This window comes from Microvirga terricola, from assembly GCF_011777495.1.
GTDB classification, from domain to species: Bacteria; Pseudomonadota; Alphaproteobacteria; order Rhizobiales; family Beijerinckiaceae; genus Microvirga; species Microvirga terricola.
This window is the reverse complement of the sequence record NZ_JAATJS010000004.1, coordinates 352234-376737: the sequence shown is the minus strand read 5'-3', so window position 1 is coordinate 376737 and position 24504 is coordinate 352234. Positions and strand designations below refer to the sequence as shown.

The window sequence follows — 24504 nt, the reverse complement described above, 5'->3', positions numbered from 1 at the left end:
GATTGAGAAAGGTCGATAGGACCTAATACCAGCACAACTAAAAATAAAACAAGTGTGTAATTAAACTTTTAATTGCATGCAACCTGACTGCATTTCCCGAGGAGGGAAATAAGGAAGGGCATGGAAATCAGGGCAACGAGGGTCTGAAGAGTCAGAATTTCGGCCATGAGGGCCGCGTTTCCGCCCATCTGGCGGGCGAGCACATAGGCGGCGCTGGCTGACGGCACGGAGGCGGCGATAACCGTCACGGCGATGTCGGTCCCGGTTACACCGACAGCCTCCGCCAGCGTCACGGCGATGACCGGCATGACCAGAAGCTTCAACGTCGTGGCGATCACATGCGGCACGCCCGGCTTCGCAAGGCGGCGAATGTCGAGGCCAGCGCCCACGATCAACAAGCCGGCGGCAAGCGCCGCGCGGCCCATCATCTCGATATATCCACCGATGGGCTTCGGGAGGGGCGGGGCGAGCAGGTTGAGCGCCAGCCCCACGGCGCAGGACCAGATGAAGGGATTGGTCGCAAACGAGCGTAAGATATCGCGCGGGCTCTGCCGCGGGCGGCCCGCAAAGCGAATGAAGACATAAAATGCCAGCAGATTGAGGAGCGGCACCATGGCGGCGATCGCCACCGCAATCAGGGCGATTCCCCGCTGCCCGAACAGGCTGCCGGCAACCGACAGGCCGACGAAGGTATTCCAGCGTGTCGCGCCCTGAAAGACCGAAGTGAAGCTCGGCCCGTCGATCCCGAAGCGGCGTTCCAAAAGCGGCCTCAGCATCAGGACGGTCGTCGCCATAAGCAGGATTGCACCGATAAGCGCACCGCCGACGCCGAACACCGGCACCGAAGTCAGATCCGCCCGCGCCAACGTATCGATGATGAGGGCAGGGAAGAAGATCACGTAAGTGACCCGCTCCAGCCCCTGCCATTGCGTGTCGCCGACAAAACCCGTCGTCCGGCACAGCCATCCGGTCGCGATGATGAGAAAGGTCGGGACGAGACTGGCGAAGATGGCGGACATGACGAGAACCGGGTGACAGAGGTAGAGCCGCCCACTGAATTTCTCAATCCCGCCGGGCTCGGCTAGAAGAAGGCGCTTAGACCGTCTCCGTCAGGGCGACAAGCGCCGCTTTCCCGTTTTTCGAGGCTCCCATGATCCCGGTGACCGATACCATCGCGCTCGATGAATCCGAGATCGAGGAGAGCTTTATTCGCGGCTCGGGTCCGGGCGGCCAGAACGTCAACAAGGTCGCGACCGCCGTTCAGTTGCGCTTCGACGCCAGACGTTCGCGTTCGCTGCCGGACATGGTCGCCATCCGCCTCATGAAGCTCGCCGGCAGTCGTCTCACCAACGACGGCGTCATCGTCATCACCGCGCAGCGCTTCCGCACCCAGGAGCGCAACCGGCAGGACGCGCTGGAGCGCCTCCTCGACCTGATCCGTCAGGCGACCGAGACGCCCAAACCACGCCGCGCGACCAGGCCGACGCTGGCGTCCAAACAACGGCGGTTGGAGTCGAAGGGGCGTCGCTCGGAGGTCAAGAAGGGACGCAGCGCTAAGCCGGGATTCGATTGAGTTTCTGCAACCGAAGGTTCAGGGCTTTTATCGAACAAATTAACGATATAACATATTTTAAATTTAGGGGCAGGTCGATGATCGATGGGGGCACCCTGATCGCATGGGGGTTCAAACCCGGTAAGTGGTTTCCGGAGGCCTTGGCTGCCGCCAACCAGATGCGGGCCAACGGCAAGTCCGACGATGAAATCTTCGTCGCCCTGCAAGGGATGATGCCGGCCGAAACCTTGATGCGCACGAACTCGCTTTCGTATGCGATGTTCCTCGACGCTGAGAACGATCTGGAACGGGCGAATGCAGCCGCGGTCGCCCAGCACATGGACGCGCTTATGCGGGTTCCAACGATCGTTGCCGGTGCGGTGATGCCCGATGCGTGTCCGGCAGGAAAGGAGATGGGGACGATCCCCGTCGGCGGCGCGGTTGCTGCGCAGGATGCCATTCATCCCGGCTTCCACTCGTCTGACATCTGCTGTTCCGTGGCGATGACGCTGTTCAAGCGCGAGGATGATCCACGGCTGGTTCTCGATGCCATGCAGCAGGTCACGCATTTCGGGCCGGGCGGTCGCGCGAAGATGCTGGAGCCGCCGCGCCTTATCATGGAGGCGGTTTCGCAAAATCGTTTTTTGTCGGGCTTCGAGAATCTCGCTCTCGGCCATTTCGGCTCGCAGGGCGACGGCAACCACTTCGCCTATGTGGGGCGCCTGCGCTCGACGGGGCAGGTGGCTCTCGTCACGCATCATGGATCGCGCGGCCTCGGCGCGCAGCTCTACAAGCGCGGCATGGCAGCGGCGAAGAAGCACACGGCCATCGTCGCTCCCAAGGTCCCTGCGCATAGCGCCTGGATCAAGGCGGCGAGCCATGATGGCGAGGAATACTGGAGAGCGCTGCAGATCGTGCGCAATTGGACCAAGGCGAGCCACTACGCCTTGCATGACCTCGTCGCGCAGAAGATCGGAAACTCCATCGCCGACCGGTTCTGGAACGAGCACAACTTCGTCTTCCAGCGTTCGGACGGGCTTTTCTATCACGGCAAGGGAGCGACGCCCTCTTGGGACGACTTCTCGCCGGATGATGACGGGCGCACGCTCATTCCGCTCAATATGGCCGAGCCAATTCTCATCGTCGGACACCGGAACAAAAAGGAATCCCTCGGCTTCGCACCGCATGGGGCGGGCCGAAATATGAGCCGCACAGCGTTTCTGCGGATGGGCCAGCCGGAGATGCCGGCCGGTATCGACGTTCGCTTCTTCTGCGGAAAGCCGGACTTTGCCGAGCTGCCGTCAGCGTACAAGAACGCTGCCTCCGTTCGGGCGCAGATCGAGAAATACGATCTCGCCACGATTTCCGACGTAATCGATCCTTACGGATCTATCATGGCCGGCGATTGGGAGCAGGATGCGCCCTGGCGCAAGAAGCGAAACGAGGCGGTCGAGCCGGCTCAACTCTCCGGCGGGTAGCGATGCTTGCCGCCGCGATAGTCGGACACTGAAACGGCCCCATCCTCATCCATCTCGACAAAGCTTGGTGCGAGCGGCGCCTTTCCGTATCCGCCCGGAACATCGAGAATGTAGGTCGGCTGGCACAGGCCTGAGATGCGTCCGCGCAAAGCGGCCACGAGTGCCTGGCCTTCTGCGATGGAGAGGCGGAAATGGCTGGTGCCGGGGGCGAGGTCGGGGTGATGCAGGTAATAGGGCTTGATCCGCGTTTCGACGAAGGCACGCATCAGCTCGGCCAAAGTGTCTACATCGTCGTTGACGCCTTTCAGGAGCACCGACTGGCTCACCATCACGATGCCGGAATCGACAAGGCGGGCGCAGGCCGCGCGCGCGTCTTGCGTCAACTCGCGTGGATGGTTGGCGTGGAGGGCGACGTAGGTCGTCTTGCCGCTGGCCTTCAGCGCTGCGATCAGCTCTGCATCGACGCGCTCGGGCTCGACCACCGGCACGCGGCTATGAAACCGCACGATCTTCACGTGTTCGATGGCACTCAGGCGCTGCGTGATCTCCGCGAGACGGCGTGGGGAGAGAACCAGCGGGTCGCCGCCGGTTAGGATCACCTCCCAGATTTCGGGATGCTCCGCGATGTAGGCGAATGCCTTGTCCATGGCTTCGCTCGAGAGCGTTCCAAGGCCCTGCGGCCCCACCATCTCGCGGCGGAAGCAGAAGCGGCAATAGACTGGGCAGACATGGACTGCTTTCAGCAGCACCCGGTCGGGATAGCGATGCACGATGCCCTCAACCGGGCTGTGGGCGAGGTCGCCAATGGGGTCGTCGCGCTCTTCTCGCGTCGTGACGAGTTCGGCTGCATCCGGCACGAATTGAAGCGCAATCGGATCGGCGGGATCGTTCCGGTCGATCAGCGCTGTCATGGCAGGGGTAATCGCGATGGCGTAACGTTCCGCTACGCGCGCGATATCGCCAAGGTGCTCGGCCTCGACGAGGTCGGCCTCCACAAGATCCTTGGGGGTCTTGAGTGGACGGGCGATTGTCATCGCGATGTCTCCGGCACGGGAGCCCACAGGACCTGATCGATACGCGCCGCGCCCGTCGCCAGCATTACGAGACGGTCGAAGCCTAATGCGATGCCGCTTGCCTCGGGCATCTGCGCGAGAGCGGCCAAAAAGTCCTCATCCACCGGATAGCTTTCGCCGTAAACCCGCATCTTCTCCGCCATCTCCGCCTTGAACCGGCGGCGCTGCTCCGCAGCGTCGGTCAATTCGCCGAAGGCGTTAGCGAGCTCGACGCCGCAGGCATAAAGCTCGAACCGCTCCGCCACGCGCGGATCCTGCGCGGTCGGGCGCGCGAGGGCTGCCTCCGCGACGGGGTATTCGTCGAGGATCGTGGCGCGGCCATGACCCAGGTTAGGCTCCACCCGCTCCACGATGACGCGGCTGAAAAGGTCGGACCACGTATCGTCATCCGCAACCCGCAGGCCCGCCTGCCGCAGGCTCGCGGCCAGATGGTCACGGTCTGTCGCGCCGTTCGGCTCGATGGAGGTCAAAAGGTCGATCCCGGCAAAGCGTTCAAACGCCTCCGCGACGCTCAGCCGCTCGGGCTCCAAAAAGGGATCGGTCGTCTGGCCGCGGAAGGTGAGAGTTCGTGTCTTGGCCGTCTCCGCCGCCAGCACCAGGATTTTGGCGCAGTCGCGCATCAGCGTCTCATAGCTTTCGCTTACCCGGTACCATTCGAGCATCGTGAATTCGGGATGGTGCAGGGGGCCGCGCTCGCGGTTGCGATAAACGTGGGCGAAGCAGGCGATGCGCCTCTCACCTGCCGCCAACAGCTTCTTGCAGGCGAATTCGGGGGAGGTGTGGAGGTAAAGCGGTGCCCGCGAGCCATCGAGCCCGATGGCCTCGGTCGCGAAGGCATGAAGATGGGCCTCGTTGCCGGGGGAAACCTGAAGCGTGGCCGTGTCGACCTCCACAAAGTCCTCGCCCGCGAAAAATCCGCGCAACGCGGCCTGAATCCGGTTGCGGGTCAACAGAAACGGGCGGCGGTCCGCATGGACATGCGGCGTCCACCAGGGGGAGGGGGCGGGTGCGGCTTCTTTCCGTTCCAAGGATTTCCTCGGGGTCAGACTGGCGAATTGCGCCAAGATGGGTTAGTGCGGCAGCGAAATTGAATTTCGCGCCACCGGGGTAAGGGCAGCCCAGCCCGACGGCGCGGCTACATTTGTCATAAGGAAAGCTTCTCGTGAAGGTCATCGCCTCTACGCTGCGCAAAGGCAATGTCGTCGACATCGACGGCCGGCTCTATGTCGTGCTCACCGCCCAGAACATCCACCCCGGCAAGGGCACGCCCGTGACCCAGCTCGACATGCGCCGCATCTCGGACGGCGTGAAGGTGTCGGAACGCTACCGCACGACCGAGCAGGTCGAGCGTGCCTTCGTGGAAGACCGCGAACACACCTTCCTCTACGAGGACGGCGAAGGTTTCCACTTCATGAACCCGGAAAGCTATGAGCAGCTCGCGGTTCAGGAAGACATCATCGGCGACCAGAAGGCCTATCTCCAGGAAGGCATGGCGGTGATGCTGAGCGTCCACAACGGCGTTCCGATCGCCATCGAACTGCCGGCCCGTGTGACCCTCGAAATCGCCGAGACCGAGCCGGTCGTGAAGGGCCAGACAGCCTCGTCGTCCTACAAGCCCGCCATTCTCTCGAACGGCGTGCGCACCCTGGTTCCTCCCCACATCACGGCCGGCACCCGCGTCGTGATCATGACGGAAGACGGCTCCTACGTGGAGCGCGCCAAGGACTAAGGCTCCTTGCCTCAGCCTTGGTCGCGGTGGCCTACCGCCGCGATTTGATCTTGAAGGATAGGATTTTCCGGGAGAGCCTGCCGGCTCCGGGGAATTCCTATCCTTTCTCATTTCTGGAGCAGCGGACATCATGACGAGCGGATTTTCGGCCCCTATCAACGCCCTCGTCGCTGATGTCGGAAGCCCGCCGATCCCCGAGGCGCAAAGCTGGACCAAGCGCTATGACGGGGCTTACGGGCCGCTCATCAATCTCTCGCAGGCCGTGCCGGGCAATGCGCCGCATCCCGGGATGCTGGAGCGCATGGCCGCGACGGCCGGTTCCGCTGCCGGTTCGCAATATGGACCGATCAATGGGGATGGGGATTTAAGGCAGGCCTATGCCGCCGACCTGTCCCGGCTCTACGAGGGCCGGATCGCCCCCGAGGACACGGCGATGACGGCGGGCTGCAATCTCGCCTTCTTCGCGGCGATGATGCTGCTCGCCCATCGCGGCGAGGCCGTGCTGCTGCCGACGCCGTGGTACTTCAATCACCAGATGAGCCTTGACATGCTCGGCATCGAGCCGCGTCCGTTGCCCTGCCGCGCGGAGGCCGGCTTCGTGCCTCGGGTCGAGGACGCCGAGCCGCTGATCGACGCGAAGGTCCGGGCCATCGTGCTCGTCACGCCGAACAACCCGACCGGGGCAGTCTATCCCGCGCATGTCATCGAAAGCTTTGCGGAACTGTGCCGTCGGCGGAAAATTTACCTCGTCATTGACGAGACTTACCGGGACTTTTTACCTAATGGCATGAACCGCGCGCACGGCCTTTTCACAAGCGATGAATGGCGTGACACGGTCATCCAGCTCTATTCGTTCTCCAAGTCCTATGCGATCCCCGGTCACCGCATGGGCGCGATCACGGCGGATGCCGATTTGATCGAGCATGTGGCCAAGATCCTCGACTGCATTCAGATCTGCGCGCCGCGTACCGCCCAGGCGGCCTTGCCCTGGGCCATCGACGGCCTCCGGGACTGGCGCGAGGAGAACCGCGCCGAGATCAACAAACGGGCCAGGGTGTTTCGGGAAGCGCTCGCACCCTTACCCGAATGGCGCATTGAATCCGTCGGCGCTTACTTCGCCTATCTGCGGCATCCATTCCCCGGAAAAACGGCGCAGGCCGTCGCGGAAAAACTCGCGACGGAGCGTGGCGTTCTGTGCCTGCCCGGAAGTTATTTCGGTCCGGGGCAGGAGGGGCATCTGCGTGTCGCCATCGCCAATGTCGGCGCGGATATTCTGGTCGGCTTGACCGAGCGTTTGCGCGGCCTGGCGCTCTGATCGCCCACAGCGCATCCCGACAAACTTACCTGCAACGCTTGGCAGGACCACGGGGTGGTTGTTACTCTGGTCGGCAACCAGGCATCCCGCGCTGGGTGCCGAAGGATTTCGTTTTGACCGTGAAGTACGATTCGATCGCCGTTTCTGGTGAGCGACGGACGAGCCCTTCTTCCGGGGGCGCGAACGGTGTGTCGTTGCTTGCGGATCACGTCAGCGCGGCCGCGAGGAAGGACCTGCGGCATAGCGTCTCGCGCAGTTATGCGGCGCTCGATCTCGGCACCAACAATTGCCGCCTTCTCATTGCCGAACCTGCCGCTGTGGGATTTCGCGTCGTCGATGCCTTTTCCCGCATTGTCCGCCTCGGTGAGGGGCTGGGGCGCGGCAACCAGTTGAGCGAGGACGCCATCGAGCGGACCTTGGAGGCGCTGCGCGTCTGCCGGGACAAGATGATGGCCAAGGGGGTCGCACGGGCGCGTCTCGTCGCGACGGAAGCCTGCCGTCTTGCCGAGAACGGGCCGTCCTTCATCGAGCGGGTTCGAGCCGATCTCGACATGGAGCTGGAGGTCGTCGACCGCCAGACCGAGGCCTATCTCGCCGTCACGGGCTGCGCGTCCCTGGCCGATCCGAGGGCACGGTCGGTGATCGTGTTCGACATCGGCGGCGGCTCGACGGAGGTTGCCTGGCTTGATGGCCTTGCACCTCACGCCATGGCCGACCCCTGCAAGCGCATCCGTGCCTGGGATTCGCTTCCCGTCGGCGTGGTGACGCTGGCCGAGCGGCATGGCGGCGTTCATGTCACGCCTGAGAGCTTCGAGGACATGGTCGAGGAAGTGTCGGAGCGGCTTGTCGACTTCGCTGCGATGGCCGCGGGGGCGGAAGAGGGATCGAACTTCCATCTTCTCGGCACGTCGGGCACGGTCACGACGGTCGGCGGGATTCATCTGGGTCTGCCGCGTTACGACCGCCGCCGCGTCGACGGCATGTGGATGCGCAGCGACGACATCTCGGCTGTCATTCGGCAATTGCTGCGTTGCAATTTCGATCAAAGAGCCGCAAATCCCTGCGTCGGCAAAGACCGCGCCGATCTGGTTCTGGCCGGCTGCGCGATTTTGGAAGCAATCCGCCGGGCTTTTCCCTCGGATCGCCTGCGCATCGCCGACCGGGGGCTCCGCGAAGGAATTTTGATGAACATGATGAGAGAGGACAGCGTGTGGCAGGAGGGCCATCGGTGACGACCAAAACCGGCTCCGGCACGCGAAACCTCAAGCAGCGGGTGAAGACGGCGAACAAGCGCTCGCTCTCCTCGCAAAAATGGCTTGAGCGCCAGCTCAACGATCCCTACGTCGCCCGCGCCAAGCGCGAAGGTTATCGCTCGCGTGCGGCTTTCAAGCTGCTGGAGATCGACGAGAAGTATCACGTCCTCAAATCCGGCCAGCGCGTGGTCGATCTGGGCGCAGCCCCCGGCGGCTGGGCGCAGATCGCGGCGAAAAAGGTGGGTGCAAAGGGCAAGGTGGTCGGCATCGATTTGCTGCCCATCGATCCTCTACCGGGTGTCGAATTCATCCAGCTCGACTTTCTGGACGAAAGCGCCCCGGGCAAGCTGATCGAGATGCTGGGCGGGCCTGCGGACATCGTCATGTCCGACATGGCCGCCAACACGACCGGGCACAAGAAGACGGACCACTTACGCATCATGGGGCTCGCGGAGGCGGCGATCTATTTCGCGCGCGAGATTTTGGCGCCGGGCGGCGTCTTCATCGCCAAGGTGTTCCAGGGCGGTACCGAGGGCCAGCTTCTCGCCGACCTCAAGCGCGACTTTGCGGTTGTGCGCCACGTGAAGCCCGCCGCGAGCCGCGCTGACTCGGCGGAACTCTATGTGATGGCGACCGGTTTCCGGGGTGCAGCGGGCGAGACGCCGTCCTCCTGACGGCTGTCGGCCACCGCTTCGGAGACAAGCGATGGCACCTCATACAATCGGAATTATCGGCCTGGGCAAGATCGCCCAGGACCAACATCTGCCAACCATCCGCGCCAATCCTGATTTCAAGCTGCTCGCGGTCTCAAGCCTGCGCGGATTATCGACTGACGACGCAAAATACACCTTCACGGATTATCGCAAGATGCTCTCCGGCGTGCCGGAACTCGAGGCCGTTGCCATCTGCACGCCGCCTCAGGTGCGCCACCGGATTGCGCGCGATGCTCTGCTTGCCGGAAAGAGCGTGCTCCTCGAAAAACCGCCCGCTGCTACTTTGAGCGAACTCGCCGACCTGGAGCAACTCGCCGACAAGGTCGGAAAAACGCTCTTCACCACCTGGCATGCGCAGTACAACAAGGGCGTGGACGAAGCGGCGAGGGCGCTTGCAGGCCAGACCGTCAAGACGCTGCACGTGACTTGGAAAGAGGATGTCCGGCGCTGGCATCCGGGCCAGCAATGGATCTGGCAGGCCGGAGGCTTCGGCATTTTCGATCCCGGCATCAACGCCTTTTCCATCGTCACCCGCATCATGCCGCAGCCGGTGTTCATCAGCCGGGCAGACCTGAAGTTCCCGGCCAATCGGGACGCGCCGATTGCCGCCGAGGTCACCCTGTCGACAGGCCAGCCGGGTGTCGATCTGACCGCTTCACTCGACTGGCGTCAGACAGGTCCGCAGACCTGGGAGATCGACGTCCAGACCGAGGCTGGGTCGCAGCTCAAGCTCTCGGACGGCGGGTGCCGTCTCGAGATCGACGGGCGCGTGGTGGTAGATGAGAAGCCCGCCGAATACGAGGGGATCTACAAGCGCTTCGACGAGCTTCTGACGGAAGGCCGCTCGGCCGTCGACGTCGCGCCGTTCCGCCTCGTCGCGGATGCCTTCATGGTCGGGCGCAGGCTGCAGGTGGAGCCGTTCGAGGAAGCCTCCACTACCGCAGGTGCAACAAAGGCCGCTTGAGCGTCATTCCGGCCAGGGTGCCACGACAAGTTCGGGCCATACCTTACGCCAACGCCCTGTTTTGGCGCCATAAACGTCCGGGATCGGCAAAGCGGGATTGGGGATCAACTCGCCGCCAAGCAGGAGGGCGAGGCCAAACGGCGCGTGAATTCTCAAGCTGTCACCGTCTCGCCGGACTCCCACCGCGACGGTCGCGCAGGGAAACTGGCCGATTCCATCGCTCGCGGCTTCCACCGGCGGAAACGGCGTGCCGAATTTCTCCTCGTACCACAGGGGGACGCGCGCCTGATTGCGGATCTGAACGCTGATCGGCAGATCGGCAAAGATTTTCGCCGCTGCTCGAATGACCTTATCCTCGGCGGCCCAGCTTGTATCCGGATCGAAATAGAAAATGTCGTAATCGAGGATGCCGTGATCGGGTTGCCGGCCGTACAGGCCGTTCCAGACCGATTGGGCAATGCAACCGGCGGTCAGCCACCAGTCCGTGACCCCGAGCTGAGCGGTGCGCTCCAGAACGATAGCGTTCCACCTGTTCGCAAGGACGAGGGCGAGAAAGCGATCCCGTTCATTATGAGACGCCAACGTTGTTTCTTCCGCCATTTCGCCCATCGATTCCTTCAGGGATTCTTGCCGCCAAGCTACGCCCCTCTGCATGGGAACGAAACAAGAATATCGGGCCACGCCCAGCAAACCGTGACGGAACCTATCCCCTCCCTCCCGCATAGTCCCGAGGTACTCGCGTGCCGCGAAGGCATTGAGAGAAAGGTTCGACCATGCAACGGTATCTCATCCTGTCCGCTATCCTCGCTGGCGCCGCCGGGCTCGCCATGGCGCAGGTCACGCCGGCGTCCGCTCTCACCATGAAGGAATGCAGCACGAAGTATAAAGCGGCTCAGACGGCTGGAACGCTGGGGACGAAGACCTGGAACGATTTCCGCAAGGCGGAATGCGGTCCCTCGGCGACCGGAGCCGTTACCGCGCCGCCGTCGCGCCAGCCGACCACGGCGCCTACCACGCCGATGGCGAAGGGCAATTTGACGCTCCCGTCGGCGGTCTCATCGAAATACTCCAGCGAATCCGCGGGCAAGGCCCGGATGCACACCTGTCTCGACCAGTACAAGGCCAATCAGGCTGCGGGCGGAAGCGGCAATGGCGGCCTGAAGTGGATCCAGAAGGGCGGCGGCTATTACTCGCAGTGCAACGCCCGCCTGAAGGGCTGAGTGCGTTTCTCTTGATCATGTCATCACCGGGCTTGACCCCGGTGATCTCGCTTGGTTGCGCTCTTCAAAACGAGATGGCCGGGACGAGCCCGGCCATGACGACTGATGGAATGTGAGCGCAATCAGCTCAGGTATTTCTTCAGGAACGCGACCGTCCGGCTCCAGGCGAGCTCTGCGGCGGATTTGTCGTAGCGCGCTTCGTTAGTATTGTTGTTGAAGGCGTGGTTCGCACCCTCGTAAACATAGATCTCGTATGTCTTGCCTGCCTGCTTGAGCGCGACCTCATAGGCCGGAATGCCTGCGTTGATGCGCTCGTCGAGACCCCCGTAATGCAGAAGCATCGCGGCGTGAATCTTCGGCACATCCTCAGCCTTCGGCTGGCCGCCGTAATAGGCGACGCCTGCTGAGAGGTTAGGCTCGGCGATCGCCAGGTTGTTGACCGCGCCGCCGCCCCAGCAGAAGCCGACAGCGCCGACCTTGCCGTTGCCGTCCGGATGACTCTTCAGATAGGCCACCGCCGCCTTGCCATAGGCGACCACGTCAGGCTGCTTCAGCTGGCCGATCATGTCGCGGCCCTTGTCCTCATCCTCGGGCGTCCCGCCCATCAGCGAGAGATAGTCGAGGCCGAGCGCGATGAAGCCCTGCGTCGCCAGACGGCGCGTGACGTCCTTGATGTGCGGATTCAGGCCCCGGTTCTCGTGGATGACGAGAACGGTCGGCAGCTTGTCGCCGGTCTTCGGCTTGGCGAGATAACCCTTGAGGCCCGGCACGCCGGGAATATCGACTGTCTCGGTCGTGATCCGCGGATCGGTGTCGGCGACGGTCTGCGCTTGAGCGTAGTTGTTCTGCAGGATCGGCAGGAGGGCGGTTGCTCCCGCGGCGCTGCCTACAAGGGCGGCGAGGCGGTCGAGAAAACTGCGGCGGTTCATGCCGCCATGGGTGAAGTCGTCGTAGAGGTCGATGATACGCTGGTCCATGAGGGCCTCCGCGAGAATGGGACCCTCAACATAGCGTCATCAGCTCAACCTTCCATCCCGTCACCCATACCTGTGGATGGCACATGGCGCTTGGCCGCGCGGTGGCCCGACATCTCTGCGCCCGCAGTCGGAGCAAGCCGCCAGAAGATGAAAGCGGACAGGGCGGAGACCACTGCCACCGCCCAGAAAGCGGGGCCGAAATCGGCCGCGATGATCGTCGTGCCGCCGCGCCATTCGGCGGCGGTCTCGAGCGCGAAAGCGCCGAAGGCAACGCCCATGCTGAGCGCAAGCTGTTGGGCCACGGCCGAGAGGCTCGTGGCATAGCTCATGTCGCGGTTGGAGATTTCCGCATAGCCGATGGCGTTGAGGCTCGTGAACTGGAGCGAGCGGAAGCATCCACCGGCCAGCAGGAACGCCATCATGAGCCAATGCGAGGTATCGGGCGTGAAGAACCCGTTGATGGCAATGAAGGCGGCACCAACAATCGCATTGATCGTGAGCAGCATGCGAAAGCCCGTGTGCTCCAGAATGCGCTTGGCCATTGTTTTCATGAACAGCGCGCCGACGGCTGCCACGAAGGTGAGCGAGCCCGAGGCCATGGCCGACAGGCCGAAGCCGATCTGCAGCATCAGCGGCAGCAGGAACGGGATCGCCCCGATGCCGATGCGAAACAGTGAGCCGCCGACGACGCTCACGCGGAAGGTCGGGATTTTCAGCAGGTTGAGTTGAAGCACCGGGTAGGGTGTGCGTTTCGCGTGCCGGACGTAGAGAAGAAGGCAGATCGCGCCGATCACGGTGAGGGCGACGGAAACCTCGATGGGGATCATGTGCCGCCCGCCTGTGGCAAAGCCGAGCATCGTGAGCGCGAGACCGATGCCTGAAAGCAGAAAGCCCGCCACGTCGAGCGGAGGCATGTCCTCTTCCTTGACGTTCGGAATGTAGATCGAGGACAGCACCATCCCCAGAATGCCGATGGGGATGTTGATGAAGAAGATCCAGCGCCAGTTCCAGTTGGTGGTGATGAAGCCGCCGAGCAGCGGGCCGACGATGGGGCCGACGAGGGCCGGAATGGTCAAGGTTGCCAGCGCTTGCACCACCTCGTTGCGCGGCACGCTTCTGAGCAGCACCAGTCGACCGACAGGCACCATCATTGCGCCGCCCATGCCCTGGATGAAGCGGGCTATGACGAAGCCTTCCAGCGACTGCGCGGCGGCGCAGGCGAGCGACCCAGCCATGAACACCGCAAGCGAGGCGCGAAAGATTGTCCGCGCGCCGAAGCGGTCGGCCATCCAGCCCGAGATGGGGATGAAAATGGCTAGGCTCACCAGATAGGAGGTCAGCGCAAGCTTGAGCGCGATGGGGTCGGCGCCGAGGTCCGTCGCGATCATGGGAAGCGAGGTCGCGATGACCGTCGAATCCGTGTTCTCCATAAACAAAGCGGTGGCGATGATGAGGGGGAGAAGACGGGTCTGCTGCATAACCCCCCGCACTTAACCCTAAGGCGAGCGGTTGCATAGAGCTTTGGTGCACGCCTGCCCCCATGAAGATGCGGGGCTTTGAGCCCTTTCCTCAACGATGCGCCCGTGCTACGGACCCTCGCCAACTCATCGCTGCATTTTCGCACCCGCACACTTGATCTTTAGGAGTTGGCCATGGCCCGCATTCTCGCCGATCAGATCATCGAGGGATTGACCTTCGATGACGTTCTCCTCCGGCCCGGCCGCTCGGAGGTCATGCCCGGCGAAGTCGACGTGGCGACCCGGCTCACCCGCTCGATCCGCCTCAACATGCCCATCGCTGCATCGGCCATGGATACCGTGACCGAGGCGCAGATGGCGATCACCATGGCGCAGAACGGCGGCATCGGCGTCATCCACCGCAATCTCGACCCCGAGGAACAGGCCGAGCAGGTCCGTCTCGTCAAGAAATACGAGTCCGGCATGGTGATGAACCCCATCACCATCTTCCCCGACGAGACGCTGGCCGATGCTTTCGCCGTCATGAAGCGCCATGGCATCTCCGGCATCCCCGTGGTGGAGCGGGGACCAAGCGGATCGAAGGGCAAGTTGGTCGGCATCCTGACCAACCGCGATGTGCGCTTCGCCAACAACACGGCCCAGCAAGTCTCCGAGCTGATGACCAAGGACCGGCTCATCACCGTCCGCGAGGGCGTGACGCAGGATGAGGCCAAGCGCCTGCTGCACCAATTCCGCATCGAGAAGCTTTTGGTCGTCGACGATCACTATCGCTGCATCGGCCTCATCACGGTCAAGGACATCGAGAAGCAGGTCGCCTATCCCAACGCCGCCAAGGACACGCAGGGTCGCCTTCTGGTCGCCGCCGCCACCACCACGGGCGAACAGGGCTTCGCGCGCTCCGAGCATCTGATCGCAGCGGGCTGCGACGTGATCGTGGTCGACACCGCTCACGGCCATTCCGTGCGCGTGCTGGAAAGCGTGACGCGGGTGAAGAAGCTCTCCAACGCAGTGCAGGTGATCGCCGGTAACGTCGCGACCCGCGAAGGCGCGAAGGCGCTCATCGACGCGGGTGCGGATGCGGTCAAGGTCGGCATCGGTCCCGGATCGATCTGCACCACGCGTATCGTGGCGGGCGTTGGCGTGCCGCAGCTCACCGCGATCATGGAGGCGGTGGAAGCCGCTTCCGAAGCGGACGTTCCGGTCATCGCCGATGGCGGCATCAAGGTGTCGGGCGATCTGGCGAAGGCGCTCGCCGCTGGTGCGTCCTGCGCCATGGTCGGCTCGCTGCTTGCTGGTACGGACGAGACCCCCGGCGAGGTGTTTCTCTATCAGGGCCGTTCCTACAAGGCCTATCGCGGCATGGGCTCGGTCGGAGCCATGGCGCGCGGCTCGGCGGATCGCTACTTCCAGGCGGAAGTGCGCGACACGCTCAAGCTCGTGCCAGAAGGCGTCGAGGGGCAGGTGGCCTATAAGGGCCCGGCTTCGGCGGTGCTGCACCAGCTCACCGGCGGCCTGCGCGCTGCGATGGGTTATGTGGGCGCGGCGACGCTGCCGGAGTTCCGCGAGAAGGCTCAGTTCATCCGCATCACCAATGCCGGCCTGCGCGAAAGCCACGTGCATGACGTGACGATCACGCGGGAAAGCCCGAACTATCCGTCCCGTAACTGAGGCGTTTCATGAGCGTTCCCGCCATTCTCGCACCGGTCTTCGCCCAGGTCGCGTTGACCTTCGTCCTCATGTTCTGGATGGGGCGTTCGCGTGTCGCCCACATCCGGGCGGGGGACGTCAAGATCAAGGAGATTGCGCTTGGCGAGCGCAATTGGCCGACGCAGGCGCAGCAGGTTACGAATGCCTACGGCAATCAGTTCGAGACGCCGGTGCTGTTCTATGTGCTGGTGATCCTGGCGCTGGTCACCCGCAAGGCCGATCTCGCCTTCGTCGTCATGTCTTGGGTTTATGTCGTAAGCCGCATGGCTCACGCGTATATCCACACCACCTCGAACCGGGTGACGAAGCGCTTCCAGGTCTTTCTGGTCGGCGCGCTGATCCTGGTGCTGATGTGGGTTCTCTTTGCGGTACGGGTCTTCTTTGCCGAGGTGGGCGTCTAGGCTGCTTCAATCATCATGGCCGGGTTAGCCCGGCCATGATGAGGAACGTGGATCAGTACTTTTTGCCGCTCTCGAGCTGCGTCTTGGCATCGGTCGCCTTGCGCGGCGGCGGGGTCAGGTCCGGCGTCGCGGTGGCAGCGCAAGCGGCGATGGAGAGGGCAAGGCCAAGGGCAACGAGGCGGGCCAGGTTCGTCATCATGGAAGAAAGCTCCGAAAAGGCAGAGTGCGGAATGCACCCGGTCGCTTTAGTACGAGTCGGATTACGGTTGAAGCTTAGCCATATTGTGGCAACTTTGTTTCTCCAGTGGAGTGTTGTTTTCCTATGACACCAGCAGCCCGCATCTCGGCCGCTATTGAGGTTCTCGGCGACATCGAAGCGCGCCGACGCCCGGCGACCGACGCTCTCAAGGATTGGGGGCTGTCGCACCGTTTCGCAGGCTCGAAGGACCGCGCCGCCATCGCGAGCCTCGTCTATGACGCTCTGCGCCGGAAGGCGTCGGCGGCCTGGATCATGGGTGAGAACACGCCCCGCGCGGTCGTACTCGGGATGTTGCGCCTTCAGCGTGGGCTGAACGCCGATGCGATTGCGGCTTTGTGCTCGGGAGATCGTTTCGCGCCGGAGCCGCTCACGGGTACCGAACGTGAAAAGCTCGACGCCGCGAAGCTCGATGACGCGCCTGCTCATGTCGCCGCCGACTTTCCTGAATGGATCGAGCCTTCTCTCACCCGGCTCTTCGGCGATGACCTTGTCGCCGAGATGCAAGCGCTCACCACCCGCGCGCCGCTCGATCTGCGCGTGAACACGCTGAAGGTCTCTTCTCGCGAAGAGGCGCACGACGCGCTGCCGCATCTGGCCGCCATCGAGACGTCTTTGTCGCCGCTGGGGCTTCGTATTATGCCGGGCGAAGACGGCCGCGGCCCGGCTGTGCAGGTAGAGCCCGAGTTCATCAAGGGCTGGATCGAGATTCAGGACGAGGGCTCGCAGCTCGCGGCCTTGCTCTCCGGTGTGAAGCCCGGTGAGCAAGTGGTCGATCTCTGCGCTGGCGGCGGTGGCAAGACGCTCGCGCTTGCCGCCATGATGGAGAACCACGGCCAGATCTACGCCACCGACGGTGACGCCCGCCGCCTCGCGCCCATCCACGACCGCCTGACGCGGGCCGGTGTGCGCAACGTCCAGGTCCGCACGCCGCGCGGTGGCGCCGATGCAGTGTCCGATCTGAATGGCAAAATCGACTGCGTCCTCGTCGACGCGCCCTGCACGGGCGTCGGCACTTGGCGGCGCAACCCGGACGCCAAGTGGCGTCTGCGCCCCGGCAGCCTTGAGGTCCGTCGCAAGGAGCAGGCAACCGTGTTGGACCGCGCCGCTTCGCTCGTGAAGCCGGGCGGGCGGATCGTCTATATCACCTGCTCGATTTTGGCCGAAGAGAACGACGAGGCGATTGAGGGCTTACTCGAACGGAAGAGCGGCGAGTTCGAGATTGTTTCCATGCCGCGTGTGCTTGAGGCCGCCGGCTTTGGCCGCTTGGCCGGCTCAATGCGTGCCACGGCTCACGGCCTCCAGATGACGCCTCTGCGGACCGGAACGGACGGCTTCTTCGTCGCGGTCCTCAAGAAGAGATGAACCCCATCGGCCAACCACAAAGCTTGAGAATACAATAGTTTCTCGCCATTGCGCCCATCGAATTAAGGCCCTAAAGACCTCGCCATGACCCAGACCCACGACAAAATCCTCATCGTCGATTTCGGCTCCCAAGTGACCCAGCTCATCGCGCGACGCGTGCGCGAGGAGGGGGTCTATTCGGAGGTCGTGCCGTTCCAGAAGGCGGCGCAGGCCTTCCATGAGATGAAGCCGAAGGGCGTGATCCTCTCGGGCGGGCCGGAATCGGTGACGATCGATACCTCGCCCCGTGCGCCGCAGGACCTGTTTGACGGCGAGGTGCCGGTGTTCGGCATCTGCTACGGCCAGCAGACCATGGCGGCCCAGCTCGGCGGGCAGGTCGAGGGCGGACACCACTCCGAATTCGGTCGCGCCGAGGTCGAGGTGCTGAAGCCGAGCGCACTGTTCACGGGCGTCTGGACGCAAGGCGAGAAGTATCCGGTCTGGATGAGCCATGGCGACCGCGTCACAAAACTGCCCGATGGGTTTGAGGTTTTGGCCGCGTCGCAGAACGCGCCCTTCGCCGTGGTGGCGGATGAAAGCCGTAAGTTCTACGGCGTGCAGTTCCATCCGGAAGTGGTGCACACGCCCCAGGGCGCTCAGCTGATCCGCAATTTCGTGCGCGAGATCGCCGGCTGCAATGGCGACTGGACCATGAAGGCCTTCCGCGACGAGGCCATCGCGCGCATCCGTGCACAGGTCGGCTCGGGCCGCGTGATCTGCGGCCTTTCCGGCGGTGTCGACTCGGCGGTGGCAGCCGTGCTGATCCACGAAGCCATTGGCGACCAGCTCACCTGCGTTTTCGTCGACCACGGCCTGCTGCGCGCGGGCGAGGCGGATTGGGTCGTCAGCCTGTTCCGCGATTCCTACAACATCCCGCTCGTCCACGTTCAGGCGCAGGATCTTTTTGTCGGCGCGCTTGAGGGCGTCTCCGACCCCGAGGTCAAGCGCAAGACCATCGGCAAGCTCTTCATCGACGTGTTCGAGGCCGAGGCCAAGAAGATCGGCGGAGCGGAGTTCTTGGCACAAGGAACGCTCTATCCCGACGTGATCGAAAGCGTGTCCTTCACGGGCGGGCCGTCCGTCACCATCAAGAGCCACCACAATGTCGGCGGTCTGCCTGAGCGCATGAACATGAAGCTCGTGGAGCCGCTGCGCGAGTTGTTCAAGGACGAGGTGAGGGCGCTCGGGCGCGAACTCGGCCTGCCGCAGGCCTTCGTCGGCCGCCATCCGTTCCCGGGGCCCGGCCTCGCCATCCGCGTCCCCGGCACGATCACCCGCGAAAAGCTCGACATCCTGCGTAAAGCCGATGCGATCTATCTCGAAGAGATCCGCAATGCCGGCCTCTACGACCACATCTGGCAGGCCTTCGCCGTGCTGCTGCCGGTCAAAACCGTCGGCGTGATGGGCGATGGGCGCACCTACGACCACGTTTGCGCGCTACGCGCCGTGACCTCGGTCGATGGCATGACGGCGGATTTCTACCCCTTCGACATGCAGTTCCTCGGCCAGGTCGCGACCCGCATCATCAATGAGGTCAAGGGCATCAACCGCGTGACCTACGACATTACGTCGAAGCCGCCCGGCACGATTGAGTGGGAGTGAGAACGGAGAAAGCCGCGCTTCGCGCGGCTTTTTAGTTTTTGGGCAGCAGGCCGAACCTGCTCATGCAGCTATACGATGCTTGATCTCCGGCGTAACGCTCGGGCGGTGGGGTCAGGTGTTCCGACGCAAAGAATGTCTTCGCTGGGGTGGAAAGCAGATACTCGGCGCGCGTCTCAACCACACAATCAGACGTTGGCGTTATCCAGCGTATGCAAAGTAAACTTTCCCTCTGATAGGGTCGACGATTGTGACGCTTCCGCCTCGGCCGTATGAATAGAACGAACCCTCCGACTGGATTGACTGGTCGGCTTCAGAGTCGCGGCCGCTCTCAATGGGTATCGTGAAGCCATACTTCTCAAGATACTCCGCAATCGTAGGGAGATGTTGCTCAGCCCGCTGTGCGGACATCATCTGCGGGTCATGGTCGTAGGGGTGCCAGCCGTTGTCGTGAGCGTTTTTAACGGGTGTCGGGTGCCATCTGGATGCACCGCCTGGGAGCATGTCACCGAGCCGGCTCCCCTGATTGCGCGCCCATTCTGCGCTTGCATTGGTGAGACGGTAGACAACAAAGCCCGTCTCGTTGTCGCCTGGCATGAAACCGACACCCCACGATTCCTCAAGTTGATATTCTACCGAAGCGACTTCAAGCGGCGCGGGGACGCGGGCGAGCAGCAATTGGTGCTCGTAGCGTTGGACGAGAAGATAAGGAACACCCACCAGAAGCAGGCCCGCTATGACGATCATCGTTCGCCTTACGGCTCTGCCCGGCTGAGGCCTTCGCCAAAGTCGATAGATGAAGTGCAAAAGGAATATAACGAAGCAAACTAGCAGCAGGGCCAGCAGAGCAAGTATCGCCAGGACTGTCAGCAACGGCAGAGTTTTCCCTATGATCGAACCGCAATACTACTACACACGGGGTGACGTTGCAGCCAAGCTTCAAATTGTGATCATTGGAGAAAATGGAGCCCTAAACGTCGCCTTTTCATGCATGGTATTTCCAATGGAATCGACAAAAAGGGATGGGCATAAGCCAAGGAAATCGTTAGTTGTTTTTGTCTTATTGACGAATGAATGGTGGAGAGGTTGAGTTGATCCAACTCGGCCAAGCCGCCAAATTGCTTCGGGAAACGGGACGACTTCTCCATGCCAGCCAGCAACCGCATCGTCCTTTCCAGCGACCACGCCGCCATTCAGCTCCGACCGGCCATTGCCGCTCATATCGCGGCGCACGGCTGGGTGGTGGTCGACATCGGACCGACGACGCATGAGAGCACACACTATCCTAAGCACGGCGAAGCGGCGGCGCGGCTCGTCGCCTCCGGCGATTGCCGGTTTGGCATCATCCTATGCGGCACCGGCCAGGGCATCATGATGGCGGCGAACAAGGTAAAGGGCATCCGTTGCGGCGTCTGCGCCGACACATTCTCAGCCCGCATGATCCGCCAGCACAACGATGCCAACATGCTGTCGATTGGCGCGCGCGTGGTGGGCGAAGGGCTGGCGCTCGATATCGTGGATGCGTTCCTGACCGCCCAGTTCGAGGGCGGCCGACATGCGACGCGGGTGGAGATGATTGGGGCGCTGGAGGGGTAAACAGTGCCAGCGAACCAAGCGACCCTCTACGGCATCAAGAATTGCGACACGATGAAGAAGGCGCGCGCCTGGCTCGATGAGCGCGGCGTCGCTTATGAGTTCCATGACTACAAGGCTGCCGGCATCGACCGCACGCGGCTCAAGGGCTGGGTGCGGTCGGTCGGTTGGGAAACGCTGCTCAATCGCGCGGGGACGACGTTTCGCAAATTGCCGGATGGCGATAAGGCCGGGCTCGATGAGGGTAGGGCCATTGCGCTGATGCTCGATCAACCCTCCATGATCAAGCGTCCGGTGCTGGAGGTTGCGGGAGGTCTCCTCGTCGGTTTCAACGTCGAGACTTACGCAAAGACCTTTGCCGGTCGTTGATCGAGGAGCGGGAAGGCTAGCGACTAGTCTTTCACGACAGCATCGCGATCCAGACGGCTGTTGCAGCGAGCAACTCTTCCATCACTTCTGCGTCCTTGCGGCCTGTCTTGGCCGGAACGTGGAAGCTGTGATCCGCGTGGTCGAGGAGTTTGAGCGTCGCTTGTGAACCAAGCTTGCGTATCACCGGCTCAAGTAGCTCGGGCTGCGCTAGCTCATCGCGTGTGCCTTGCAAGAACAGCATCGGGATCGTGACCTTCGACAAATGCCCCGCCCGATCATCGGATGGTTTGCCAGCCGGATGAAGCGGGAAGGCGAAGAAGATGAGGCCGCGTACACCAGGCAGAGGCGTGAGAGCCTGCGCTTGCGAAGTCATGCGTCCACCGAACGATCGGCCTCCCGCGAAGAGTGGCAGACTTGGTGCCAGCCGCGCCGCCTCGGCGACAGCGGCCCGCACCGCTGCGTGAGCGACTGCCGGGCTGTCCGGACGGCGTGAGCCGCGCTCCATGTAAGGAAATTGATAGCGCAACGTCGCGATGCTCCGCGCGGCGAGACCATCGGCGAGCGCCGTCATACCCTTATGCGTCATGCCAGCGCCGGCGCCGTGGGCGAGAACGAGGCACGCGCGCGTGTCGGGCGGTTCTTGCCAGAGCCCGGAGACACTCGTGCCGTCGGCGAGGGTGATCGTGATCGGTTCCGCTGGGATCATGGCGGCATCATAGCTTTGCAAATTTCATGCGATAGCCGGCCTTGGAAAGAAAAAGGGCAGGTCCGTGAGAACCTGCCCCCTTCCTGGCGGATGTTTTTATGCCGCCCCCCTGTTGAGGTCTTGATCGGAGGCCGAATGGCCGGCCTCCCGAGAAATTCTGTAATCCTTATTGAATCTTCGGCGGTTCGTCGAAGTTCAGGCCGGGCAGTCCGCCGCCGGGGGCGCCGAGGCCGGGCAGGAGCAGCTCGTCGAGCTTCTTCTGGACCGCGGCAGGATCGACCTGCGGTCCGGCGGCTTTGTAGTGCATCACGATCTGCGGGAACGTCACGACGATGGCCACCATGATCAGCTGAATGATCACGAACGGCACCGCGCCCCAGTAGATCTGTCCGGTCGTGACAGGCTCCATGCGCTTGCCGGTGACGCGGTCGATATAAGGCACCTTCGGCGCGACCGAGCGCAGGAAGAACAGGGCGAAGCCGAAGGGCGGGTGCATGAACGAGGTCTGCATGTTCACGCCCAGCATCACGCCGAACCAGATCAGGTCGATGCCGAGCTTCTCCGCTGCCGGTCCCAGGAGCGGAACGATGATGAAGGCCAGCTCGAAGAAGTCGAGGAAGAAGGCCAGGAAGAACACCAGCACGTTGGTGAAGACCAGGAAGCCGACCTGACCACCTGGCAACGAGGTAAGCAGATGCTCGACCCAGACGTGTCCGTTGACGCCGTAGAAGGTCAGCGAGAACACGCGTGCGCCGATGAGGATGAACAACACGAAGGCCGAGAGTTTCGCCGTCGCATCCGTCGCCTGGCGCACGAGGGCGAAGTTGAAGCGCTTCGGGTTGTTGTCGAGCTTGCGCTTGATGGCGGCGAGGATCACCGAGCCGAGCGCGCCCATCGCGCCGCCTTCCGTCGGCGTGGCGACGCCGATGAAGATGGTGCCGAGCACGAGGAAGATCAGCAGCAGCGGCGGCACCATGACGAAGGTGACCTGCTGCGCCATGTTGGACATCAGGCGGAAGCCGGTGAAGCGTTCCGTCGCGCCGACGACGATGGCGTAGATCACGCCGGCGAGCATCATCTCGACGAGCAGGCCGAGCGAGTCCCTGCCTTGCTGGTGAAGGAAGACGTAAGCGGCGGCGAGGAGGCCGGCCAGGATCACCGATCCGACGATCCGCCGGGCGCCGAGCATCTTGTTCATCAGCGCACAGATGAGCGCAACGACGGTGGCGACGCAGATCGTGAGGATCACGAAATCCGCACCGGCCTTGGTATTGGTCTGCGACAGCACGTAATAGCCGACGACGCCGGAGAAGGCGACGAGGATGCCGAGCTGCCAGACGCCGCGCGATCCATTGGGCTCGCGGAAGCCGATAGCCTCCGGCGGCAAGCCGGGAGCCGACTTCGGATACACGATGGACATCAGGAGGACGTAGACGGCGTAGAGGCCCGCGAGGATGATGCCCGGCAGGAACGCGCCCTCGTACATGTCACCGACCGAGCGGCCGAGCTGGTCGGCCATCACGATCAGAACGAGCGAGGGCGGGATGATCTGCGCCAGCGTGCCGGAGGCCGCGATCACGCCCGAGGCGAGGCGGCGGTCATAGCCGTAGCGCAGCATGATCGGCAGCGAGATCAGGCCCATGGAGATCACCGAAGCCGCGACGACGCCGGTGGTGGCCGCCAGCAGCGCGCCCACGAAGATCACCGCATAGGCCAGACCGCCGCGAACCGGGCCAAAAAGCTGGCCGATGGTGTCCAGCAGGTCCTCCGCCATGCCGGAGCGTTCAAGGATCAAGCCCATGAACGTGAAGAACGGAATCGCCAGCAGCACCTCGTTCGACATGGTCGCATAGACCCTGTCCGGTAGGGCCTGGAGGAGGGGCCAGGAGAGGTTGATGGTCTCAGGAGCCAGCGGTGCGAGTTCGACCGCGACGAAGAAGAACAGTAGGCCGTTGGCCGCGAGAGAGAACGCAACCGGGTAGCCGAGCAGGAGAAAGATGACGAGCGCCGCGAACATGATCGGCGCGAGGTTCTGGGCAATCAGCACAGCCATGGGAGGAAGCTCCGGGAAACGAGGTCAGGTCGCGGTCGGGGTCAGCGGATGCCGTCCCCCGGAGGTTCGGCGGTGGCCGGTGCGTTCGGATCGGCCAGTTCGGTGAGAAGGCGCTCGGCCTCGGCCTCGGCGCTGTTGCCCTCGGCGTGCTCGTCGACCAACTGGCCGCGCATGATCGCGATGCGCTTGATGACCTCGCTCACCCACTGCAAGGAGAGCGAAATGAAGCCGAGAAGGATCAAGCCTTTGGCCGGCCAGATCGGCAGGCCGCCCGCGTTGGACGAAACTTCGCCCGAGACGAATGACTTGATGAAATAGGGGAAGGAGAGCCACGTCAGCACGGCCAGAAACGGCAGCAGGAAGAAGATGTGGCCGAACATGTCGATCCAATCGCGGGAGCGCTTGGAGAGCTTGCCCGAGATGATGTCGATGCGGATATGCTCGTTCGACTTCAGGGTCCAGGCCGCGCAGAGCATGAAGACCGCGCCGAACAGGTACCATTGCAGCTCCAGCCACGCATTCGATGAGACGCCGAAGATGCGCCGGATGATCGCGTTGACCGCCGAAACGACGATCGCCACCACGATGGCCCAGGCGGCCACTTTGCCGATGCGCTCATTGATGGAGTCGATGATGCGGGATAGCTGAAGGAGCCCTGCCACCG

General features: G+C 63.0%; 25 protein-coding genes. 14 read left to right on the top strand and 11 right to left on the bottom strand.

Annotated features, from left to right (window positions below):
• Nucleotides 1-68 precede the first annotated feature (68 nt).
• Complete coding sequence (locus HB375_RS13905; protein ID WP_167673585.1) at nucleotides 69-1019, bottom strand: AEC family transporter; 951 nt, start codon at nucleotides 1017-1019, stop codon at nucleotides 69-71.
• Between the two features lie 131 nt (nucleotides 1020-1150).
• On the opposite strand from HB375_RS13905, the gene arfB reads away from it, so the two are divergent.
• Both arfB and HB375_RS13895 read left to right on the top strand, forming a co-directional pair.
• The gene (arfB, locus tag HB375_RS13900) at nucleotides 1151-1573 is read left to right on the top strand and encodes an alternative ribosome rescue aminoacyl-tRNA hydrolase ArfB (RefSeq protein ID WP_167673584.1); all 423 of its coding nucleotides are present in this window, start codon (nucleotides 1151-1153) and stop codon (nucleotides 1571-1573) included.
• A gap of 77 nt (nucleotides 1574-1650) precedes the next feature.
• The gene (locus HB375_RS13895) at nucleotides 1651-3030 is read left to right on the top strand and encodes an RtcB family protein (RefSeq protein ID WP_167673583.1); all 1380 of its coding nucleotides are present in this window, start codon (nucleotides 1651-1653) and stop codon (nucleotides 3028-3030) included.
• On the opposite strand, the gene HB375_RS13890 is transcribed toward HB375_RS13895, so the two are convergent.
• Nucleotides 3012-4064 (bottom strand): lysine-2,3-aminomutase-like protein, encoded by a 1053-nt coding sequence (locus HB375_RS13890; protein WP_167673582.1) that lies wholly within the window; start codon nucleotides 4062-4064, stop codon nucleotides 3012-3014. The two genes, HB375_RS13895 and HB375_RS13890, sit on opposite strands and share 19 nt — an antisense overlap.
• On the bottom strand, nucleotides 4061-5131 hold the full coding sequence (gene epmA, locus HB375_RS13885; protein ID WP_167673581.1) for an EF-P lysine aminoacylase EpmA: 1071 nt from the start codon (nucleotides 5129-5131) through the stop codon (nucleotides 4061-4063). Before epmA ends, HB375_RS13890 begins: the two co-directional genes overlap by 4 nt.
• A 134-nt stretch (nucleotides 5132-5265) precedes the next feature.
• Here epmA and efp point away from each other — a divergent pair, with 134 nt between their 5' ends.
• From efp to HB375_RS13860, 5 genes are all read left to right on the top strand, one after another.
• Nucleotides 5266-5832, top strand: coding sequence for an elongation factor P (efp, locus tag HB375_RS13880; RefSeq protein WP_167673580.1), 567 nt, complete (start codon nucleotides 5266-5268; stop codon nucleotides 5830-5832).
• Nucleotides 5833-5962: 130 nt separating this feature from the next.
• Complete coding sequence (locus HB375_RS13875) at nucleotides 5963-7147, top strand: aminotransferase (RefSeq protein WP_167673579.1); 1185 nt, start codon at nucleotides 5963-5965, stop codon at nucleotides 7145-7147.
• A 194-nt stretch (nucleotides 7148-7341) separates the two neighbouring features.
• Complete coding sequence (locus HB375_RS13870; protein WP_425515184.1) at nucleotides 7342-8379, top strand: Ppx/GppA phosphatase family protein; 1038 nt, start codon at nucleotides 7342-7344, stop codon at nucleotides 8377-8379.
• Nucleotides 8376-9074 (top strand): SAM-dependent methyltransferase, encoded by a 699-nt coding sequence (locus tag HB375_RS13865; protein ID WP_167673578.1) that lies wholly within the window; start codon nucleotides 8376-8378, stop codon nucleotides 9072-9074. The genes HB375_RS13870 and HB375_RS13865 overlap by 4 nt, the downstream gene beginning before the upstream one ends.
• Nucleotides 9075-9105: 31 nt before the next feature.
• Nucleotides 9106-10077, top strand: coding sequence for a Gfo/Idh/MocA family protein (locus HB375_RS13860; RefSeq protein ID WP_167673577.1), 972 nt, complete (start codon nucleotides 9106-9108; stop codon nucleotides 10075-10077).
• A gap of 3 nt (nucleotides 10078-10080) precedes the next feature.
• Here the strand turns inward: HB375_RS13860 and HB375_RS13855 are convergent, their stop codons facing one another.
• The gene (locus HB375_RS13855) at nucleotides 10081-10659 is read right to left on the bottom strand and encodes a nucleotidyltransferase family protein (RefSeq protein WP_205800190.1); all 579 of its coding nucleotides are present in this window, start codon (nucleotides 10657-10659) and stop codon (nucleotides 10081-10083) included.
• Between the two features lie 191 nt (nucleotides 10660-10850).
• Between HB375_RS13855 and HB375_RS13850 the strand changes: the two genes are divergently transcribed.
• Complete coding sequence (locus tag HB375_RS13850) at nucleotides 10851-11297, top strand: hypothetical protein (protein ID WP_167673575.1); 447 nt, start codon at nucleotides 10851-10853, stop codon at nucleotides 11295-11297.
• A 122-nt stretch (nucleotides 11298-11419) separates the two neighbouring features.
• Here HB375_RS13850 and HB375_RS13845 read toward each other — a convergent pair whose 3' ends face one another.
• Both HB375_RS13845 and HB375_RS13840 read right to left on the bottom strand, forming a co-directional pair.
• On the bottom strand, nucleotides 11420-12274 hold the full coding sequence (locus tag HB375_RS13845) for a dienelactone hydrolase family protein (protein WP_167673574.1): 855 nt from the start codon (nucleotides 12272-12274) through the stop codon (nucleotides 11420-11422).
• A gap of 44 nt (nucleotides 12275-12318) precedes the next feature.
• Complete coding sequence (locus HB375_RS13840; protein WP_167673573.1) at nucleotides 12319-13752, bottom strand: DHA2 family efflux MFS transporter permease subunit; 1434 nt, start codon at nucleotides 13750-13752, stop codon at nucleotides 12319-12321.
• Between the two features lie 174 nt (nucleotides 13753-13926).
• Here HB375_RS13840 and guaB point away from each other — a divergent pair, with 174 nt between their 5' ends.
• Nucleotides 13927-15420 (top strand): IMP dehydrogenase, encoded by a 1494-nt coding sequence (guaB, locus tag HB375_RS13835; protein ID WP_167673572.1) that lies wholly within the window; start codon nucleotides 13927-13929, stop codon nucleotides 15418-15420.
• An 8-nt stretch (nucleotides 15421-15428) separates the two neighbouring features.
• The gene (locus HB375_RS13830) at nucleotides 15429-15860 is read left to right on the top strand and encodes an MAPEG family protein (RefSeq protein ID WP_167673571.1); all 432 of its coding nucleotides are present in this window, start codon (nucleotides 15429-15431) and stop codon (nucleotides 15858-15860) included.
• A gap of 52 nt (nucleotides 15861-15912) precedes the next feature.
• Here the strand turns inward: HB375_RS13830 and HB375_RS13825 are convergent, their stop codons facing one another.
• Entirely contained in the window at nucleotides 15913-16059 is a 147-nt protein-coding gene (locus HB375_RS13825) for a hypothetical protein (protein WP_167673283.1), read from the bottom strand.
• 123 nt (nucleotides 16060-16182) lie between these two features.
• On the opposite strand from HB375_RS13825, the gene HB375_RS13820 reads away from it, so the two are divergent.
• Nucleotides 16183-17481 carry an RsmB/NOP family class I SAM-dependent RNA methyltransferase gene (locus HB375_RS13820; protein WP_167673570.1) on the top strand — a complete coding sequence of 433 codons (1299 nt, stop codon included), beginning with the start codon at nucleotides 16183-16185 and terminating at the stop codon, nucleotides 17479-17481.
• A gap of 84 nt (nucleotides 17482-17565) precedes the next feature.
• Nucleotides 17566-19122: a glutamine-hydrolyzing GMP synthase gene (gene guaA, locus HB375_RS13815; protein ID WP_167673569.1), complete on the top strand. Its 1557-nt coding sequence runs from the start codon at nucleotides 17566-17568 to the stop codon at nucleotides 19120-19122.
• Between the two features lie 198 nt (nucleotides 19123-19320).
• On the opposite strand, the gene HB375_RS13810 is transcribed toward guaA, so the two are convergent.
• Nucleotides 19321-19866, bottom strand: a complete 546-nt coding sequence (locus tag HB375_RS13810; protein WP_246728497.1) for a hypothetical protein — start codon at nucleotides 19864-19866, stop codon at nucleotides 19321-19323.
• Nucleotides 19867-20265: 399 nt separating this feature from the next.
• On the opposite strand from HB375_RS13810, the gene rpiB reads away from it, so the two are divergent.
• Entirely contained in the window at nucleotides 20266-20715 is a 450-nt protein-coding gene (rpiB, locus tag HB375_RS13805; RefSeq protein ID WP_167673568.1) for a ribose 5-phosphate isomerase B, read from the top strand.
• Between the two features lie 3 nt (nucleotides 20716-20718).
• Nucleotides 20719-21081, top strand: a complete 363-nt coding sequence (locus HB375_RS13800) for an ArsC family reductase (RefSeq protein ID WP_167673567.1) — start codon at nucleotides 20719-20721, stop codon at nucleotides 21079-21081.
• Between the two features lie 31 nt (nucleotides 21082-21112).
• On the opposite strand, the gene HB375_RS13795 is transcribed toward HB375_RS13800, so the two are convergent.
• The 3 genes from HB375_RS13795 to HB375_RS13785 all read right to left on the bottom strand — a co-directional run bounded on the left by HB375_RS13795 (nucleotide 21113) and on the right by HB375_RS13785 (nucleotide 24502).
• Entirely contained in the window at nucleotides 21113-21787 is a 675-nt protein-coding gene (locus HB375_RS13795) for an alpha/beta hydrolase family protein (protein ID WP_167673566.1), read from the bottom strand.
• A gap of 166 nt (nucleotides 21788-21953) precedes the next feature.
• Entirely contained in the window at nucleotides 21954-23840 is a 1887-nt protein-coding gene (locus tag HB375_RS13790; protein WP_167673565.1) for a TRAP transporter large permease, read from the bottom strand.
• A gap of 41 nt (nucleotides 23841-23881) precedes the next feature.
• The gene (locus HB375_RS13785) at nucleotides 23882-24502 is read right to left on the bottom strand and encodes a TRAP transporter small permease subunit (RefSeq protein ID WP_167673564.1); all 621 of its coding nucleotides are present in this window, start codon (nucleotides 24500-24502) and stop codon (nucleotides 23882-23884) included.
• Nucleotides 24503-24504 lie beyond the last annotated feature (2 nt).